This is a genomic window from Kitasatospora sp. NPDC091257, assembly GCF_044757675.1.
GTDB classification, from domain to species: Bacteria; Actinomycetota; Actinomycetes; order Streptomycetales; family Streptomycetaceae; genus Kitasatospora; species Kitasatospora lactacystinica.
Map to the genome: position 1 here is coordinate 1 of NZ_JBIVVI010000046.1, position 16,611 is coordinate 16,611.

General features: G+C 73.7%; 16 protein-coding genes. 3 read left to right on the forward strand and 13 right to left on the reverse strand.

Annotation, left to right across the window (positions count from 1 at the left end; translation table 11 throughout):
* Nucleotides 1-4: 4 nt before the first annotated feature.
* Both ACIQOV_RS03810 and ACIQOV_RS03815 read right to left on the reverse strand, forming a co-directional pair.
* Nucleotides 5-1,453, reverse strand: a complete 1,449-nt coding sequence (locus ACIQOV_RS03810) for a WGR domain-containing protein (protein ID WP_401044496.1) — start codon at nucleotides 1,451-1,453, stop codon at nucleotides 5-7.
* A gap of 137 nt (nucleotides 1,454-1,590) precedes the next feature.
* On the reverse strand, nucleotides 1,591-2,097 hold the full coding sequence (locus ACIQOV_RS03815; protein ID WP_401044499.1) for an ArsR/SmtB family transcription factor: 507 nt from the start codon (nucleotides 2,095-2,097) through the stop codon (nucleotides 1,591-1,593).
* A 58-nt stretch (nucleotides 2,098-2,155) separates the two neighbouring features.
* Between ACIQOV_RS03815 and ACIQOV_RS03820 the strand changes: the two genes are divergently transcribed.
* On the forward strand, nucleotides 2,156-3,067 hold the full coding sequence (locus ACIQOV_RS03820; RefSeq protein WP_401044501.1) for a S41 family peptidase: 912 nt from the start codon (nucleotides 2,156-2,158) through the stop codon (nucleotides 3,065-3,067).
* Between the two features lie 25 nt (nucleotides 3,068-3,092).
* Here ACIQOV_RS03820 and ACIQOV_RS03825 read toward each other — a convergent pair whose 3' ends face one another.
* Together ACIQOV_RS03825 and ACIQOV_RS03830 are read right to left on the reverse strand one after the other, a co-directional pair.
* On the reverse strand, nucleotides 3,093-5,198 hold the full coding sequence (locus ACIQOV_RS03825) for a hypothetical protein (protein WP_401044503.1): 2,106 nt from the start codon (nucleotides 5,196-5,198) through the stop codon (nucleotides 3,093-3,095).
* Between the two features lie 288 nt (nucleotides 5,199-5,486).
* Nucleotides 5,487-6,557, reverse strand: a complete 1,071-nt coding sequence (locus tag ACIQOV_RS03830) for a helix-turn-helix transcriptional regulator (RefSeq protein WP_401044506.1) — start codon at nucleotides 6,555-6,557, stop codon at nucleotides 5,487-5,489.
* Between the two features lie 159 nt (nucleotides 6,558-6,716).
* Between ACIQOV_RS03830 and ACIQOV_RS03835 the strand changes: the two genes are divergently transcribed.
* A complete protein-coding gene (locus ACIQOV_RS03835) occupies nucleotides 6,717-7,115 on the forward strand; it encodes a VOC family protein (RefSeq protein ID WP_401044537.1) in 399 nt (132 codons plus the stop codon).
* Between the two features lie 136 nt (nucleotides 7,116-7,251).
* Here ACIQOV_RS03835 and ACIQOV_RS03840 read toward each other — a convergent pair whose 3' ends face one another.
* The 9 genes from ACIQOV_RS03840 to ACIQOV_RS03880 all read right to left on the reverse strand — a co-directional run bounded on the left by ACIQOV_RS03840 (nucleotide 7,252) and on the right by ACIQOV_RS03880 (nucleotide 14,673).
* On the reverse strand, nucleotides 7,252-7,869 hold the full coding sequence (locus tag ACIQOV_RS03840) for a response regulator (RefSeq protein WP_401044509.1): 618 nt from the start codon (nucleotides 7,867-7,869) through the stop codon (nucleotides 7,252-7,254).
* Nucleotides 7,866-9,305, reverse strand: coding sequence for a sensor histidine kinase (locus ACIQOV_RS03845; protein WP_401044511.1), 1,440 nt, complete (start codon nucleotides 9,303-9,305; stop codon nucleotides 7,866-7,868). The genes ACIQOV_RS03840 and ACIQOV_RS03845 overlap by 4 nt, the downstream gene beginning before the upstream one ends.
* A gap of 16 nt (nucleotides 9,306-9,321) precedes the next feature.
* The gene (locus tag ACIQOV_RS03850) at nucleotides 9,322-9,735 is read right to left on the reverse strand and encodes a hypothetical protein (RefSeq protein WP_401044513.1); all 414 of its coding nucleotides are present in this window, start codon (nucleotides 9,733-9,735) and stop codon (nucleotides 9,322-9,324) included.
* A gap of 167 nt (nucleotides 9,736-9,902) precedes the next feature.
* Nucleotides 9,903-10,487, reverse strand: a complete 585-nt coding sequence (locus ACIQOV_RS03855; protein ID WP_401044516.1) for a GNAT family N-acetyltransferase — start codon at nucleotides 10,485-10,487, stop codon at nucleotides 9,903-9,905.
* Nucleotides 10,471-11,406 (reverse strand): class I SAM-dependent methyltransferase, encoded by a 936-nt coding sequence (locus ACIQOV_RS03860; protein ID WP_401044519.1) that lies wholly within the window; start codon nucleotides 11,404-11,406, stop codon nucleotides 10,471-10,473. The genes ACIQOV_RS03855 and ACIQOV_RS03860 overlap by 17 nt, the downstream gene beginning before the upstream one ends.
* Nucleotides 11,407-11,540: 134 nt before the next feature.
* Nucleotides 11,541-11,780: a hypothetical protein gene (locus ACIQOV_RS03865; protein ID WP_401044522.1), complete on the reverse strand. Its 240-nt coding sequence runs from the start codon at nucleotides 11,778-11,780 to the stop codon at nucleotides 11,541-11,543.
* A gap of 249 nt (nucleotides 11,781-12,029) precedes the next feature.
* Entirely contained in the window at nucleotides 12,030-12,461 is a 432-nt protein-coding gene (locus tag ACIQOV_RS03870) for a hypothetical protein (RefSeq protein ID WP_401044525.1), read from the reverse strand.
* 8 nt (nucleotides 12,462-12,469) lie between these two features.
* Nucleotides 12,470-12,784, reverse strand: a complete 315-nt coding sequence (locus ACIQOV_RS03875) for a hypothetical protein (RefSeq protein WP_401044528.1) — start codon at nucleotides 12,782-12,784, stop codon at nucleotides 12,470-12,472.
* A 1,319-nt stretch (nucleotides 12,785-14,103) separates the two neighbouring features.
* Nucleotides 14,104-14,673, reverse strand: coding sequence for a Crp/Fnr family transcriptional regulator (locus tag ACIQOV_RS03880; RefSeq protein WP_401044532.1), 570 nt, complete (start codon nucleotides 14,671-14,673; stop codon nucleotides 14,104-14,106).
* Nucleotides 14,674-14,985: 312 nt separating this feature from the next.
* Between ACIQOV_RS03880 and ACIQOV_RS03885 the strand changes: the two genes are divergently transcribed.
* Nucleotides 14,986-16,611 (forward strand): ATP-binding protein (locus tag ACIQOV_RS03885; RefSeq protein ID WP_401044534.1); only part of this gene is annotated, 1,626 nt, incomplete at its 3' end.

The window sequence follows — 16,611 nt, forward strand, 5'->3', positions numbered from 1 at the left end:
CGGGTCAGAGCAGGCGCTTGATCTCGCCGCGCGCCCGGTAGAAGCCGCCCGAGGCGGACTCCCGCACCTCGGCGACCAGGTAGCGGGCCCCGGCGATCCGGATGTCCTTGGGGAACTGCACCCGCCACGACGGGTCGTAGCCCTGCGAGACCACCCGCATCCGCAGCCGGACGCCGTCCTGGACGCACTCGACCTCGACCTCGCCGCCGGTCCGGGCGGTGACCACCTCGACCGTCTCCGGCCCGGCGCCGGCCAGCACCGGCTCCCAGCCCGCGCCCTTGATCTCGGCGGTCTCCGGCAGCGTGCCCTCCTCGGCCGCCCGCACCGCCTGCTCGTCGGCGTCCAGGCAGGCCAGCGAGCCGTCGGTGGTCACCAGGTAGAGCCGCCCCGCCCGGTACTGCATGCTGTACGCCGAGCCGCAGCCGGTGGCGAGCTTCCACAGCCGGGTGCCGTCGGCGGCGAAGCAGTACACCGAGGAGTGGTTGTCCCCGGCGAAGACGTACTCGCCGTCCGGGGAGGCCGCACAGGAGAAGACGGCGGCGTCGCAGCGGTAGGCGGCCACCTCGGCGCCGTCCGACTTGCGCAGCCGGTGCACCCAGCCGCGGCCGGTGCCCGCGAACACCTCGTCGGCCTCCTGCCAGCCGAACAGCACCTCGCCGTTGGTCGGGGTGTGCCACCGCTGGTCGCCGCTGCGGTTGTCGTAGCGGGCGACGCCGCGCGAGTGGCCGTGGTAGACGCCGTCGGCGTCGCACCGCACCATCCAGCCGGCCCGGCCGTCGGCCTGGCGGCGCCACTGGAACTCGTCCTCGTGGTCCACCGTCGTGAGCCCGCCGCGCTCGTCGGCGACGCCGAGCACGCCGTCGTGGATGTCGAGCCAGAAGATGTCCACGTCCTGGGCGATCTCGTACGCCACCCGCGGGACCTTGCCGCCCAGGTCGTACACCTTGCCGTCGTCGCAGCCGGCGTAGATCCACCAGTCGTCGGCGACGATGCACTTGACGCCGTCCGGCAGGCCGTAGCGGGCCGTCACCTCGCCGTCGTGGGTGAGGGTGTAGACGTCGCCGCGCTCGTTGCCGACCCAGGCGTGCTCCTCGCCGACGAAGATCCCGAAGGCGGGCGAGCCGGACCGGAAACGCCACAGCAGCGGCGCCTGACGGGCGGTCGAGCGGCTGCTGACGATCTGCCGCCTGGTCACCGCCCGGCGCTGCCGCACGCCCCGGACGGCCGGGGCGTAGCCCTTGCGGACCTTCTCGCCGATCTTCTTGGCCGCCGACGCGGCCGCCTTCTCCGGGCTCGGGAACGTCGTCGACTTGCTCTGCCCCGGCTCGCCTATCCGCCCGTAGCGCACCGTCACCACCCGGTCGGCGAGCCGCACTTCGTAGAACTTGTGCGCGCTCCCCTCGTCCTCGGACAGTTCGAGGTACGTGACCTGCTCTTCCACGGCGACGGACACGGCGGAGTCCCCTTTCGGGCAGCGGAGATGGGGGTCGGTTCGGGACCGGCCCGCCGACACCTCCCAAGCTACGGCCTGGCACTGACAGTCGACTCCGGCCGGGTCGCCGGCCTGCGGCGGTCCTCAGCAGAACGACCCTACGTCCCGGCCTGCTGGTAGAGCGTCACCAGGAGGCCGTGCACCGGCTCGCCCTCCGCGTCCTCCTCCGTCTCGTCGACCAGTGCGGCCAGCGCCTCGGCGAGCCGCGCCGCCTTGGCGGGGCTGAGCCGGAGGTGACGCAGCGCCAGGGTGTGCCCGCCGGGTGAGCGGTCCAGCTCCTGGGCGACGGCGCCGAGCAGTGCGGCCGTGCCCTCGGCCTGCGGTTCGGCGACATGGAAGCGTTCGGCGGTCCGCCGGAAGTACTTCTCGGTGCCGCCGCGTACCTGTCGCGTTCCCGCGCCCCGGACCAGCCCCGCCTCGCTCAGCACCCTGAGGTGGTGGGAGACGCTGCCCTTGTTCACCCCGAGCTGCGCGGCGAGCCGACTGATCGTCGACGGCCGGCCGCTCAGGGCGAAGAGCAGTCGCTGGCGCAGCGGGTGGGCGAGTGCGGAGTGCTGCAGGGCCGTGCTGATCCGCTGGACGGTCTCGTCCGGTTGGTGGCTCACCGGATCAAGCGTTAAGTACGGTTGACGCTTTGGCAAGTCGCTGGTCTACTGCCTCCCCATGACCTCCACCACATCGCCGTCCGCGTTGGACACCGTCGCCCTCGTCGAGTCGATCGCCGACCTGGTCTGTGAGCACTACGTCTTCCCCGACGCCGCCCGGCAGCTGGCGGACCTGGTGCGCCGCCGGAGCACCGAGGGCGCCTACCGGACCGAATCCGCCGAGGAGTTGGCCGAAGCGGTCACCGCGGACCTGCGGTCCGTCAACGGCGACCTGCACCTGGGCCTCAAGTACCACGCCCAGCCGGTGCCGACGGAACGGGGCGCGGCAGTGCTCGCCGCGGTGCGCAGGGAGTTCGACACCTTCCTGAACGGCGTTCCCCGCCTGGAGCTGCTCGACCACGGCGTCGCGGTCCTGGAGATCGGACCCAAGTTGTTCCCGCTGGACTGGGCGGCACAGCCGCTGGCCGCGGCGCTCTCACTGGTGGCCCCCGCCCGCGCCCTCATCCTGGACCTGCGCCGCAACACCGGTGGCGACCCGAACACGGTCGCCTTCGTCTGCGGCTACCTGCTCGACAGCCGCACCCACCTGAACACCATGTTCTCGCGGCAGGGAGAGGTCGGCGCGCAGTCCTGGACGCCCCCGTTCGTCCCCGGTGCCCGCTTCGGCGGCAGCAAGCCGCTCTACGTGCTGACGAGCGGCGACACCTTCTCCGGGGGCGAGGAGCTCGCCTACGACCTGCAGCAGCTCGGGCGCGCCGAGGTCGTCGGGGAGACCACCCGGGGCGGTGCGCACCCGCGCGAGGGCTGGACGCTGCACCCGCAGCTGGAGCTCAGCGTGCCCATTGCCCGCGCGGTCAACCCGATCTCGGGCACCAACTGGGAGGGCGTCGGCGTCCAGCCCGATGTGCCGTGCGACGCCAAGGAGGCGCTCGACCGCGCGCTGGGGCTGGCCGTGGCGCGCCTGGCCTGAGGCCTTCGCGTCGGCAACGGCCGGGTCAGTACAGCTCGGCCAGCAGGGCGCGCAGCCGCTCGTCCTCGCGGATGATGTCGTACGCGAGGCCGGAGGCGACGATCCGGCCGTCGCGCTCGACGAGGTCGCCGACGTACCGGCCCAGGTCGGGCTCCCCGGCGGCGGCGCCCAGCGCGTGCAGGGCCTCGCAGCCGCCCGTGACGTCGGCGCCCGTCTCGACCGAGTGGAGCGCGGCCCGGGCGAGGCGGCCGAGGTCGACGGTGTCGGGGTCGGCGATGTCCAGCAGGGCGCGGGCGGCGCCGGCGGCCTTCTCCGGGTCGTCGAGCAACGCTTCCAGCCGGGGTATCAGGTCCCGGCCGGCCGCCCCGAGGGACGCGGCGACACGCAGCGCCCCGACCACCGTCCAGCGGGCCCAGAGCCGGCTGCCCGCGGTGCGGTCGAGGACGGACGCCAGGATCCGGACGGCCTCCTCGGCGTCGCCGTCGATCTGCCAGACGGCGCGGGCCGTCGCGACGTCGGCGTCCAGCTGCGGGGCGGTCGGCTCCGGGTCCTCGCTGACCGCGGCGAGCAGGGCCGGGAGCAGCCCGGCGGCGGCCGGGCCCAGGTCGGCGGCCGCCCGGGCCGCCTCGGCCCGCTCGCGCGAGGCCGCCAGCCGTTCGGTGACGGCGGCGAGCAGGACGTCGGGTTCGCCGGTGACGTCGTAGTGGGCGCGGGCCGCCTGGAGCTGTCCCGCCTCCGCCCGCAGCGCCTCGGCGGCCCGCTCGCGCGCCTCGGGCGGGCCGCCGGCCACGACGGCCGCGACGGCGGAGGCGGCGTACGGGAAGCGGGGCAGCACCGCGCACAGCTCGGGCAGGCCGGCGACGGCCCGCGGGCCCCACCGCCGCAGCAGGTGGACCAGGTCGGCGGTCTCATTGGTACCGAGCCCCTCGACGGCCAACCGGGCGCGCACGGCGGCGAACAGCTCCGGGTCGAAGGGGAAGGCCGGGGCCCGCGAGTCACCCGCGGCGTTGCGGGCGCGCGGGCGGCGCTCCAGGTCACGGGCCAGCAGCGGGGCGGCCTGCCGGGGGGCGATCCGGACCAGCGCCGCGAGGGCCTCGTCGGCCACCTCGTCGGCCGGCCCGTCGTCCGGCCCGTCGTCCGGCCGGTCGGCGAGTCCGACGAGTACGGGCGCGGCCTCGGCGGCGAGCGGGCCGAGCTTGGCCAGCAGGCTCGCCGCGGTGTCCTGGGCGGCGAGCGGGGCGACGGCCGGAATCAACCGGGACGGGGCGCCGCGCGAGACGTAGCAGGCGTGGTCGGCCGCCCACAGGGCCTCGGCCTGCACCTCGGGGCGCGGGTCGCGCAGGGCGGCCTCCACCAGGTCGAGGGCCGCCTCGCGGTCGGCGTCGGTGTCGCGCTCCAGCAGGGTGTCGACGACCGTGTACAGCAGCTCCTCCTGGTCGAGGCTGTAGCGGTCGACGGTGAGCTCGCGGGCGGGCAGCAGGCCGAGCACGGCCGCGTGGTGGACGGCCCCCCAGCGCTCCTCGTTCCGCAGGCAGACCAGGACCGCGGCCAGCCGCAGCGGCACCGGGGTCTCCTCGCCGAGCCGCACCCGGGCCTCCCCGGCCGCCGCGCTCAGGTCCACCCGGCCGAGGGCGACGAGCAGTTCGGCGGCCACCTCCGGATCCTGCTCCGCCGCCCAGCGCTCCCCCCGGGCGGACGGCGCGGCCGCGCCGTCCCGGGTGTGGCCGACGGCCCACGCGGCGGCCAGCCGGACGGTCTCGTCCGGGTCGGCCAACAGCGGCAGCAGGAGCGGCAGTTGGGCAACCACGGCAGCCCGGACCGCACCCTCGGGGACCTGCCACTCGTCCTCGCTATCGGCCAGCCCGCCCAGCAGGCACAGCACGTCCGCCGTCCGGGTCCCGGCGGCGGCGATCCGGGCCAGGTACGGCACGGCGTCCACGCTGGCCGAGTACACGGTGCCCTGGTGGAGGATGCTCCCGTACAGCTCGGAGACCGCCTCCTCGGCCGCCCCGTCGTCGCCCTCGGCGAGCGCGCGCAGCAGGTCGGGCAGGTCTTCGGCGCAGCCGTAGGCGTGCGAGACGGTGGCCCAGGGGTGCTCGTCGAGCCCGGCGAGGGCGGTGCTGAGGTCCATGGCCGCGATCCTGGCAGGCGGGACCGACAACGCCGCCGGGCGGGGAATACCGCAGTGACGGGGGCGACGCCGCTGTCGGTGCGCCCCGGGTCCGGACGGCCGCGCGTCGGCCGGGCCCGAGCCACGACCGCCGGAACCCGAGTATCAGCATCAATGTCAGTGCCCCGCGCTACGCTCCCGGCACCCTGAGGAAACACCGGGGCCCGCTCCCTCGAATTCGCCTACGGGGAGCGGGCCCCGGGCTTCGCCGGGGCCTCCCCGGCGGTCCGGGCAGACGCTGCGGTTCCGTCAGGTCCGGCGGGCGTGCGAGGCGAGGCGGTCGGCGAGGGCCGTGACGAGGCCTCGCAGCTCCTCGGGCCGTTCGATCACGAAGGGCCGGTCGATCGCGGCGATCACCGGAGGCAGCCAGTCGAGTCGCTCCGCCCGGAGCTCGACGCGCAGCCAGCGCTCGGAGCTCCGGTCCGCGTCCGGCTCCGGCCGCGGTTCGGGTTCGGGTTCGGGTTCGGGTTCGGGTTCGGGTTCGGGTTCGGGTTCGGGTTCGGGTTCGACCAGGATCGCGACGCTCTCCGGGAGGTGGCGGCGGATCCACTCGGGCGTCGCGCGGATCCGCAGCGTCACCTCGTGCCGGTAGTCGGCCGTGGCCAGGCCCGACACGACGCGCTCGGCCGGGGCCGGTCCGGTCGGTGCCTCGAAGGAGCCGGGCAGGGCCCTCGCGTCCGTGACCCGGTCCAGCCGGAGGGTCCGGTCCTGGCCGATCCCCGCGTCCGCGCCGGTGACGTACCACCGGCCCGCGTGGGCGACGATCCCGTACGGATGCAGCGTGCGCTCGCTGGGCCGGCCGTGGCGGTCGGTGTACCGGACCGCGACCGGCCGTCGATGGCGCACGGCGTCGGCGAGGGTGAGCAGGACCCCGGTGTCCGGTGCGCCGGCCTCGCCGGGCCGGTCCGTGGTCCCGAGCGGCCGGTCCGTGAAGGAGAGCGACTCCAGGAGCGTGTCGAGCCGACCGGCGAGGTGCCGGGGCAGCACCCGCCGGATCTTGGCCGCCGCGGTCTCCCCCGCGGTGCGTTCGGCCGTCGCCAGTCCGGCCCTGGGGCCGGTGAGCAGGCCGAGCAGCACCGCCAGGGCCTCGTCGTCCCCGAGCATGAGCGGGGGCAGGCGGTGTCCGGGTGAGAGCCGGTAGCCGCCGTACCGGCCGCGTACGGACTCCACGGGCACGTCGAGGTCGACCAGGTGGTCCACGTAGCGCCGCACGGTTCGGCCGTCCACGCCGAGCCGGTCGGCGAGCTCGGCCACCGTGCGGGTGCCGCCCGACTGCAGCAGTTCGAGCAGGGTCAGCACGCGGCCGGTGGGTCGGGACATGGCGAAAGTCTAGAACGAATAGGGGACCGATTCTGTCCACTATTCCTCCTAGTCTGTCGAACGCACGACCGGATGACCGGACGACCGCACGACCGCGGCCGCTTCCGCTTCCGCTTCCGCTTCCGCTTCCGTTCCGGCATGACCGAGGAGAAAACCCCCATGGACTTCGTTTCGATCCGCATCATCACCGGCGACGTCGCCCGCCTGGTCGACTTCTACGAACGCGCCCTGGCGGTCCGGGCGCAGTGGGCCACCGAGGACTTCGCCGAACTCCGGACGGCGGGCGCGACCCTCGCGATCGCCGGGGTCCGCACCGTACCGCTGTTCGCCCCCGGCTCCGCCCGGCCGGCGGCCAATCAGAGCGTGATCACCGAGTTCCTCGTCGACGACGTGGACCGGGTCCACCGCAGCCTGTCCGGGTTCGTCACGGACTTCGTCAACGAGCCCACCACGATGCCCTGGGGCAACCGCTCGCTGCTGTTCCGCGACCCCGACGGCAACCTCGTCAACTTCTTCACCCCCGTCACCCCGGCGGCCGTCGCGAAGTTCGCCCGCTGACCGGACGCCCCGCGTACCGCCCGCCTCCACCGGGTGGGCGGCACCACGGCCGCGTCCGTGCCGTCGCGGCCTGCGCACGCCGACGGCAGGAGAGAGCCGGAGCCCGGCGGCCGGGCGCTGCCGGCCGGGACAGTGGTCAGAGCCAGCCACGCTCGTCGGCGACCCGCAGGGCCTCGCTGCGGTTGCGGGTGCCGGTCTTGGCGATGGCCGAGGAGGAGTAGTTGCGGACCGTCCCCTCGGACAGGTAGAGCTTGGCGGCGATCTCGGCCACCCCCGCGCCCGAACGGGAGGCGTTCAGCACGTCGCGCTCCCGGGCGGTGAGCGGGGAGACGCCCGCCGCGAGGGTGGCGGCGGCCAGTTCCGGGTCCACCACCCGCTCCCCCGCCGCGACCCGGCGGATCGCGTCGGCCAGCACCTCCGCCGGGGCGTCCTTGACCACGAAGCCGAGCGCGCCCGCCTCCATGGCCCGGCGCAGGTAGCCGGCGCGGCCGAAGGTGGTGAGGATGACGACCCGGCACCACGGCGCCCGCTGGGCCAGCACGGCGGCGGCCGCCAGGCCGTCCAGCCCGGGCATCTCGATGTCGAGCAGGGCGACGTCCGGCCGGTGCTCCCGCGCCGCCTCCGCGACCTGGTCGCCGCGGCCGACGGCGGCGACCACGGCGAAGTCGTCCTCCAGGTCGAGCAGAGTGCACAGCGCGGTGCGTACCAGCTCCTGGTCCTCCGCGAGCAGCAGGCGGATCGGGCGGATCGTCATGTCGTTCCTTCGTGGCCGGGGTCGGGCCGGCCGGGGTCGGGCCTGGCGGCGTCCGGCCCGGCGGTTTCGGGTCCGGCGGGGCCCGGACCGCCCGGCGGGACGGTGACCAGCAGCCGCCACCCGCGCGGGTCGAGCGGGCCGGCCTCGACCGTACCGCCCACCGCGGCGACGCGTTCCCGCAGTCCGGTCAGGCCCTTGCCGTCGCCCGTACCGCTGTTGCCCCGGCCGTCGCCCGTACCGCCCGTACCGCCTGCACCGCCCGGCCCTCCCGGTCCGCTCCGGGCGGCGGCGGCCCCGTCGTCGCGGATCTCCACCGAGGTGGCGGTGAGCAGCACCGAGCAGCGCTCGGCCCGGGCGTGCCGGACCACGTTGGTGATCCCCTCGCGCAGCACCCAGCCGAACAGCTCGCGCTCCCCCGGCGCGACCGCGTCCGCCGCCGTCGGCAGGTCGGCCACCACCCCGGCGGCGCGCAGCAGTTCACGGCCGCGGGCGATCTCGCCGGCCAGCGTCACCTCGCGGTAGCCGCTGACGGCGGCGCGGACGTCGGACAGCGCCTGGCGGGACAGCGTCTCCACCGCCGCCATCTCCGCCACCGCCAGGTCCAGGTCCTTGCCCACGAGCCGCTGGGCGAGGCGGGACTTGACGGTGATCGCGGTGAGCGAGTGCCCCAGCAGGTCGTGCAGGTCCCGGGCGATCCGGTTGCGCTCGGCCTCCGAGGCGAGCCGTGCCACCTCGGCCCGGGCGGCGACCAGGGCGCCGTTGGTGGCGGCGATCCCGGCGAAGGCCCCACAGGTGAGCGAGGTGAACAGCAGGGCCAGGGCCTGGAATCCGCCCGGACCGGTGTGCCAGGGGCGCACCGCCCAGGGCACCACCAGCGCGGCCAGCGTGCCGGCCGCCACCACCCGGGCGGCGTGCTCGCGCCACTGGATCGCCACCGCGGAGACGACCACGGTGGCGAGGAAGAAGGCGTCCTCGTGGGCGAACGGCAGCGCGGCCAGGAACAGTGCCGTCATCATCGCCAGCAGTGGCGTCGTCCAGCGCCGCCGGCCCAGCCCGAGGGCGAGGGCCAGCAGCGCGTAGCAGAGGCAGAACGCGACGACCACGGCGTACCCGGCCACCGCGGCCGCCCCGGAGACGGTGCCGCCGACGGCGACGGCGGTGAGCGCGGGGAAGACCATCATCCCGCTGGCCAGCAGCGGGCGCCGCCAGCCGTGGCCCCAGTGCTGGACGGGGCCCGGTGCGGCCCCCGGGCCGGGGGCCGCGGTCGCGCGGTCCATACCCGCGCGGTGCATACCCGCACGGTCCATGCCTGCGCGGTCCATGCCTGCGCCGTCCATGCCTGCGCGGTCCATGCCTGCGCGGTCCATGCCTGCGCGGTCGCGGTCTCCCGCGTGGTCGCGCTCGCGGTCGTCGCCCGCGCGGTCGAGGCCGGTCACCCTCGTGTCCCCCTCCTCAGAGCCTGGCGAACAGGCTACGCAGGTGCCGTCCGTTGACCACCGCGGCCACACCCAGCAGGGCGAGCCCGCAGACGCCCTGCTCGACCTTCATCCACACCGGGAAGGTCCCCGGCAGGGCGATGATCGTGGCGATGGCGACCAGCATGACGGCCGAGAGGATCCGCAGCCGCCGGAACGCGCCCCGGGAGCCGTTGGCGGCCCGGACGGTCAGCAGGAGGGTGAGGGCGGCGCTGGCCACGACGATGGTGCCGCGGACCAGCACCGGCGCGTTGACCATCGTGTGGTGGTCACGGAGGGCGACGGCGGCCGCCAGTGTGACGACGCTGAGGCCGAGGTAGGCGAGCACGAGTCGCCGGACGGTGCGGAAGGCCCGACGGGTGTCGGGGTCCTGCAGGTCGGTGGAGTTCATGGCATCCATGCTGGTCGTGGACCTGTTTCCGGCGGCAGTGTGTTCGCACACCGGCGCACCGTGACAATTGTCAGCGGGCCGCCGCCGCCGAGCCGTTGACGACGGACCGTCGCAGCCCGCCCGTGGCCGGCCGAGCGGTCCAGGCCGACCGCTGTCGGCCGCCCCTGTCAGCGCCCGGCCGCCTCCGCGCGGTCCCCGTCCAGCAGGCGCACCATGTGCAGCTTCGCGACCGCCCGCCCGTCGACCAGGACGGCCCTCGGCTCGCGCCCCCACACCTCGAAGCCGCAGGCGGTGTAGAGCCGCAGGGCGGGCTCGTTGCCCTCCGAGACGGTCAGCAGCACCTGCCGCAGCCGCCCGTCCCGCACCGCTGTGCGCAGCACCTCCCGCACCAGGGCCCGGCCGATCCCCCGCCCGGCGGCGCTGCGGGCCACCGCCATGCCGTACAGCGTGCCCTTGTGCCGCTCCTGACCGCGCTGCGGCACCTTCAGCCCGGCGGTGCCGACCAGCGTGCCGGTGCCGTCGAAGGCGCCGATCAGCGCGCCCGGCCCGGCCTCGGCCCCGGCCAGCCGGTGCAGCGTCTCCGACAGTGGCCTGCCGGCCTCCTCGGCGTGGCTGGAGGTGAAGGCGCTCGGCGTCCCGCGCAGCGCCGCCAGCCGGAAGGCCCGGTACGGTTCGGCGTCCGCGACGCCCAGCCGGCGCAGCACCACGGGCCGCGCCGCGGCACGCCGACCGTGCTCAGCCGAGACGGACACGGGTGCACCTCGTCACGTACGGCAGGGCGATCTCCTCGCGGCCGGCCAGGTCCGGGTGGGTGGCCAGCAGCTGCTCGACGTCGGCCAGCAGGCGCACCCGCTGGTCCTCCGGCAGCGCGATCACATAGCTGCGCGAGGCGACCATGTCGACGATCCCGGCCCGGGTGGTGACGTGCTCCCAGCCGATCTCCAGCCGCTCGGGCGCACCGAACGGCGCCGGGAGGACCGGCCTGGTGTCGATCCGCGGCGGCGCCGCGCGGTGCATCAGCACGCCCAGGGCGGCCGCCCAGGGTTCGGACTCGTCCCGGACGTTCCACACCAGCGCGAGCGTGCCGCCGGGGGCGAGCACCCGGGCGATCTCCGGCACCGCGACCGCCGGGTCGAACCAGTGCCAGGCCTGCGCCACCACCACGGCGTCCACGCTGCCGTCCGGCAGCGGGATGTGCTCGGCCGAGCCCGCCCGGACGGCCGCCTTCGGCACCGTCGCGGCCAGCCGCGCCCGCATCCCCTCATCGGGCTCGACCGCCACCACGTCCAGGCCCGCGTCGACCAGCAGACCGGTCAACTTGCCCGTGCCGGCGCCCAGATCGAGCACCCGGCGGGCCTCCCGGGGCACCGCCGAGCCGATCAGCGCCCGCGGATAGCCCGGCCGGCCGTGCTGGTACGCGTCCACCGCCACCCCGAACGACCGCGCCCGCAGCCGTCCGGCCCACCGCCTGGTCGCGCCCTGCCGCGTCATTCCGCAGGCCCGCCCGATCTCCTCCCAGGTCGCCTCCCGCCCGCGCCGCAGCTCCTCCACCAGCTCCGTCCGCCGCTCCTCCAGCGCCTCGATCACCCCCGACAGCCGCCGCAGCCCTTCCACCCCACCGCCACCGGCCACATCCTCCGCCACCCGCCGACCAAGATCGCCCGTCTCCATGGCCCGGCACTTTACGGACCCGAGCCGAATCCGTCAACCATCATTGCCCTGTCGCGCAACATCCGTTGCCTCCGACCGTGCCACCGGCCCCGGGCCGCGGTGGTGCGGCCGGCTCACCGAGCAGTCGCCGTGTCTCAATTCCACCGACGCAGCAGCATCTCCAGGTCTTCTACTGCTCCGGCAGCCCGGCAGCCGCGGCCTTCCCTGATCCAGACGCGGACCTTGTCGGCGACGAATCGCGGCAGTACGTGGAGCGTCCTGTCGATCCAGGCCTGGTCGCGGCCGCAGTGGAGCCCGGGATCGTGGACGAGCAGGCCGCGGGCGCGCAGGAACTGGCAGACGGGCTTGGCCGCGAGGTGCGTGTCCAGGCTCACCAGGGTGGGTTCTTGCGGAGGCGCGACGCTCCGGCCGCTGTGGAGAAGGCCGCCGACGAGGCAAAGAAGACCCGGCACCGGAGGGAGGCTCGGAGGAACAAGCCGGGCAGGACACCTCGGAGGACCCGGAACGGGAAGAACAGCGACGAATCCAGCATCGCCGCAAGCTCTGGCTGAAGGCCGCCCTGCTCATGAAGGACCAGGCCGCCGACCGGCGACAGGGCCGACTGTTACGGAAACTGACACGGATCAATGCAGCGGCTCGCCCGAGACTGCCAGATACCTGCGGATCCGTACGACGTCATCGCGGTCCTTGCTGCGGTCGTAGAGCTGCTTCCAGTGGAGAACGCGACGAAGGGGTGAGAACGGGATGCCGTGGATCAGTTCTGCTTCTTCGATCAGTTCATCGCGCTCACACGTCCCCGGAAGCCACATGTCGAAAGCTTCGATCGCGCCGTCGAACAGCAGGGCCATTCGTCCATGGCCGGAAGGTGCGGGAATCGGGGGTGCGAGCGCCGTGATGATCTCCCATGCCCGACCGCGGGCCACGATGTCCAGGTCGCCAACCTCCTGCTTGAGGCCGTGTGCGAGCAGCGGTCCACTCCCCGCGACCACATAGTCGCGGGTTGGTAGGTGCAGAGACATGAGATTCTGCACTAACGGGTGCTGGCTCGGGTCCACTGGACCTCCTATAGCGGCGACAGGCCCATCGCCAAGCGAGCGACCACACCCATAGCGAGTGCAGTGGAGACGCTCGTCAGCGTACCGAGGAGGAAGAACTCAGACACGTACTTGCCCCCCTTGTCGAGCTCGGGAGTCCGGGCCAGCGACTTCGCCGCCAAGGCGAGGGCCGCTGCCTCAGAGTGTCCAGCAATCAGGAACGCGAAGAGTACGCCTCGTTCCAACCATCCGATCACGAGCCCTCGATGCATGAAGTCCAGCGCATGCGTTTTCTGGTTGGCGTCGCTCAGCGCTTCGACTTCCACCTTGACGTGATGTGTCACCCACAGCGCTACCTTTCCACCGCAGAAGACCGTGAGAAGAAGACATGAAGAGATCACCGCGACTCGGTCGTCAAGGACGATGTGGTGTGCGCGCATCGTTGACCACGGCCCGGCTGCCCAGATGCCGATCAGTAGACCCAGTGCAAGAAGCGTGGCAGCGGCGCGTCCGAGGCTGGCGGTGACACCCGACAGACGCTGGTGAATGTCTGTGCTACGTGGAGGCCACGGCCTCGATCGAAGAACGGAGGCAAGTGCGAGACACGCCCCGACAAGCGCGACGGGCCAGAGACGCCTTGGCGCACCGACCAGGGTGTAGCAGGCGTAAACGACGAAGAACGCCAAGGCCAGCCGGGGATGCCGCTTGGGCCCGCCGGTAGCATTTGACGGCCCATTCCATCCCAGCCCCCATGGGACAAGCACGGCCGCGGCGATGCCAAGTGCAACGCGAGCTGTCTCCAAGATGATCCCCTCAAGTATCTTGCTTCACAAGAGAACTGATGCTTACTCATCTATAGTTCTGAGAGCATAGTCAGCTTGTGGTGCAACTGCCCAACCCTGGAGACGGTGTGGTCAGTGAGACCACGCGGGGCGAGTAGCAGCGTAGAAGGCGAGTTCACCGGTGGGGCGGTTGCGCCGGACGGGCAACCACCGGAGCCGAGGCGGTCCCGCGAACCGGCCAAGTCGACCTGGGCCCAGTCGTAGAAGCGGTGGCCCTTGGCTGCGGCTCCCACCGCCAGCTCCTGCCATGCCTGATTCGGCAGGCCGCCGTCCAGAACGCCGGCGCGGAAGATGCCCGCGCCGGTGGCGATCGGTCGCTTGCGCGAGACGGCCGAGACGTACCTCAGGTCGTCTGGGATGCCGGCCGTACGAGGCCCGGTCGGAGTCCTGCCTCCACGAGCGCGGGATGTAGAGGCGGCGGTCGATGGCGGCGTGCCCGGCCTCTTCGGCGTAGACGCGGTAGACGGCCATCTGGGAGTTCTCGATCCGGCGCGGGATGAGTTCCTGAACAACTGTCAGGGTTGTTCTTCCTGTTGGTCATCGTCAGGCACGTGAACTCGGATCCGTTCGAGAGTTCGCGCGGGCGACCCGGGCAGCGGTGTGACGACGACGCGGTACAGATCCAGCATCCGGTGCTCGATCTTGTTCCACTTCGACATGCCTGGCGGGCGGCCTGCCCCGCGCCCAAATCCTCCTCCAACCCGGCGAACTGGGCCGCTGACAGCTTCGGCACACTCACGGGACCGGACGGACCCAGGGCCTCGATGCCTCCCTCACGCCAGAACTGTCGCCAACGCTCCGTGGAAGGCCACCGACGGGTGTCAGTCGCGCAGGGATGCGGCCGCCCGGCGGAGGGCGGGGAGGTCGTCGAGGGCGATCGACTTCCGGCCGGCTTCGACGCGGTGGGCGGCCAGGGACACCAGGGCTGCGGTGACGGTGTTGCGGGAGACTCCGAGGTGTTGGGCCAGTTCGTCGCGGGTCAGGGCGAGCTCGATGCGGCGACCGGCCGTCGGCACCGGCCCTGCGGAGAGGTCGGCCAGGGCGACCAGGGCTGCCGCCAGCCTGGGGACGACGTCGCCTCCGGTCCGGGCCAGGTCGGACTCCCGCAGCCGGCTCATGGCGTAGCGGACCAGCACGGGAAACAGCCCGTGCTCGGCGACGAAGCGCAGGAAGGCCGCCTTGGTGACGACCACGACCGTGCAGTCCGAGATCGCCTGGACGCTGGCCGAGCGGACGCCGTCGTCCAGGACGGCCACTTCCCCGAGGAGCCCGCCAGGCCCGGCCGTGAATCCCCTTCCGGGTGATTGCCTCCCGCCCGATTGACCCGGTTCGCCGCGCTTAGCACGAACTCCGCGCGAGGTGGCGGGACTTGGCGAGGAAACCCTTCGCATGAGCGAATCCGGAGCGGGTCGGCGGCGCGCGGGCGGCGGGGCGAGAAGCCTGGTGGGAGGGCGGTGGCCGCTCCGGGTTGCGACTGGTGTACGAGATGTCGGTGTTGTCCGGCTGAATGCGACAAGTCGGTTGCGGGACGGTATCTTTGACTTTCGGTCAGGATGTCCTGAACTTGGCTATGCTGCACCACCACGCCCGCGGAGCCGATCCCCCGCCTGTCCCCCTTTGCTGTTCCGATCGTTTGAGGATGCTGAATGCTTCGAGCTGGATCGTCACTCGCCAGACGGCGCCAAGCGCCCCTGCTCGGCTGGTTGTTGCCGACGGCCGTGATGGCGGTGGCCGTGGCGGTCGCCGCGGCGGTGGTGTCCGCCGGGGCCCGGGCCGGGGTGCTGTGGTGCGGGGCGACGGGCACCGTGCTGGTGGCCGTGGTGGCCGCCGAGTCGGCACGCCGCGGGCGGGCGCTGAGTGAGTCGCGCGACCGGCACGCCCGGCAGGTGGAGGAGTTCCAACGCCGGCTGGCCGGTCAGGAGGACGAGCTGGACCGGCTCGCCCGGGGCGAGATGCGCCGGATCGTCGCCGGGGCCCGCTACGGGTACTCCTTCGACGTCCTGACCCGCCCGCTGGAGGAGAGCGACGCCCCCGTGTCGCCGCGGTTCCGCCGCTCCCTGGTGGCCGTCGCCGAGGCCGTCGCCAAGGCCGTCGACGACGAGGTCAGCCGGCGCGACTCGGCCGAGCGGGCCTTCGTCAACATCGCCCGCCGGGTGCAGGCCATCATCCACCGGCAGGCCAAGGACCTGCGGGAGATGGAGGACCGGCACGGCAACGACCCGGCGGTCTTCGACGACCTGCTGCGCCTGGACCACGGCAACGCGCTGACCGGCCGCCTGGCCGACAGCATCGCGGTCCTGTCGGGCGCCCGCCCCGGCCGGCAGTGGACCCGGCCGATCGCGCTCTACAGCGTGCTGCGCGGCGGCATGTCCCGGATCCTGGAGTACCAGCGGGTGGACCTGCACCCGGTGGCGCAGATCTCCGTCACCGGACCGGCCGTCGAGCCGCTGATCCACGCCGTCTCCGAGCTGCTCGACAACGCCACCCGCTACTCGCCGCCGCACACCCACGTGCACCTGAGCGCCTCCGAGGTGCAGAGCGGGATGGCGATCGAGATCGAGGACGGCGGCCTCGGCCTCACCGACGAGGCCCGGTTCCGCGCCGAGCGCTCGATCCGCGAGGCGATGGTCTCCAAGGACTTCGACGACCTCACCGAGTCCCCCCGGCTGGGCTTCGCCATCGTCGGCCGGCTCTGCCAGGCGTACGGCTTCCAGATCTCGCTGCGCCGTTCCGCGTACGGCGGCGTACGGGCGGTGCTGGTCGTGCCGCAGGAGCTGCTCACCACCGCGCCGCCGACCGGGCGGGCGCACGGCATCGGCGCCTTCTCCGGCCCCCGTCCGCTCCCGGCGAACCCGCCCCGGCACGCGGCCCCGGGCCGTCCCTGGGGCACCCGGACGACCTCGGCCGGCGTCGGGCCGTCCTACGGTTCGACCAACCCGTGGGGGCCGTCCGGCCCGGGCGCCGGGGACGACGAGGTGATCGTGACGGAGTGGACGCCCAACGGCCTGCCGCAGCGCCGGCGCAGCCGCCCGATGATGCCGCGGGGCTTCGGCGGGGCCGCGCGCGCCACCGCGCAGCCCGCCGGGCCGATGGCGCAGCCCGCCGGACCGGTGGCGGGGCCGCCGGCCCGGGCGACGGGCCCCGCCAAGGAGCCGAAGCAGCCGGGCCTGTGGCTGGAGGCGTTCATGGACGGCATCAAGGGCACCGGGCCGGGCCCGTCCGGCCCGGCGGGTGCCGGATCCGCCACCGACGGCGGACCCGCCACCGACGCCGGACGCACCACCGACGCCGGACGCACCACGGGCCCCGGACGGACGGACCAGATCGGA

Bases quoted from the DNA above. Each gene is read 5' to 3' on its own strand.
- ACIQOV_RS03835 (WP_401044537.1), top strand. From the start codon at position 6,717: ATGGACTTCGTTTCGATCCGCATCATCACCGGCGACGTCGCCCGCCTG.
- ACIQOV_RS03860 (WP_401044519.1), bottom strand. From the start codon at position 11,406: ATGGAGACGGGCGATCTTGGTCGGCGGGTGGCGGAGGATGTGGCCGGT.
- ACIQOV_RS03850 (WP_401044513.1), bottom strand. From the start codon at position 9,735: ATGAACTCCACCGACCTGCAGGACCCCGACACCCGTCGGGCCTTCCGC.
- ACIQOV_RS03830 (WP_401044506.1), bottom strand. From the start codon at position 6,557: ATGTCCCGACCCACCGGCCGCGTGCTGACCCTGCTCGAACTGCTGCAG.
- ACIQOV_RS03880 (WP_401044532.1), bottom strand. From the start codon at position 14,673: ATGCGAAGGGTTTCCTCGCCAAGTCCCGCCACCTCGCGCGGAGTTCGT.
- ACIQOV_RS03820 (WP_401044501.1), top strand. From the start codon at position 2,156: ATGACCTCCACCACATCGCCGTCCGCGTTGGACACCGTCGCCCTCGTC.
- ACIQOV_RS03840 (WP_401044509.1), bottom strand. From the start codon at position 7,869: ATGACGATCCGCCCGATCCGCCTGCTGCTCGCGGAGGACCAGGAGCTG.
- ACIQOV_RS03825 (WP_401044503.1), bottom strand. From the start codon at position 5,198: ATGGACCTCAGCACCGCCCTCGCCGGGCTCGACGAGCACCCCTGGGCC.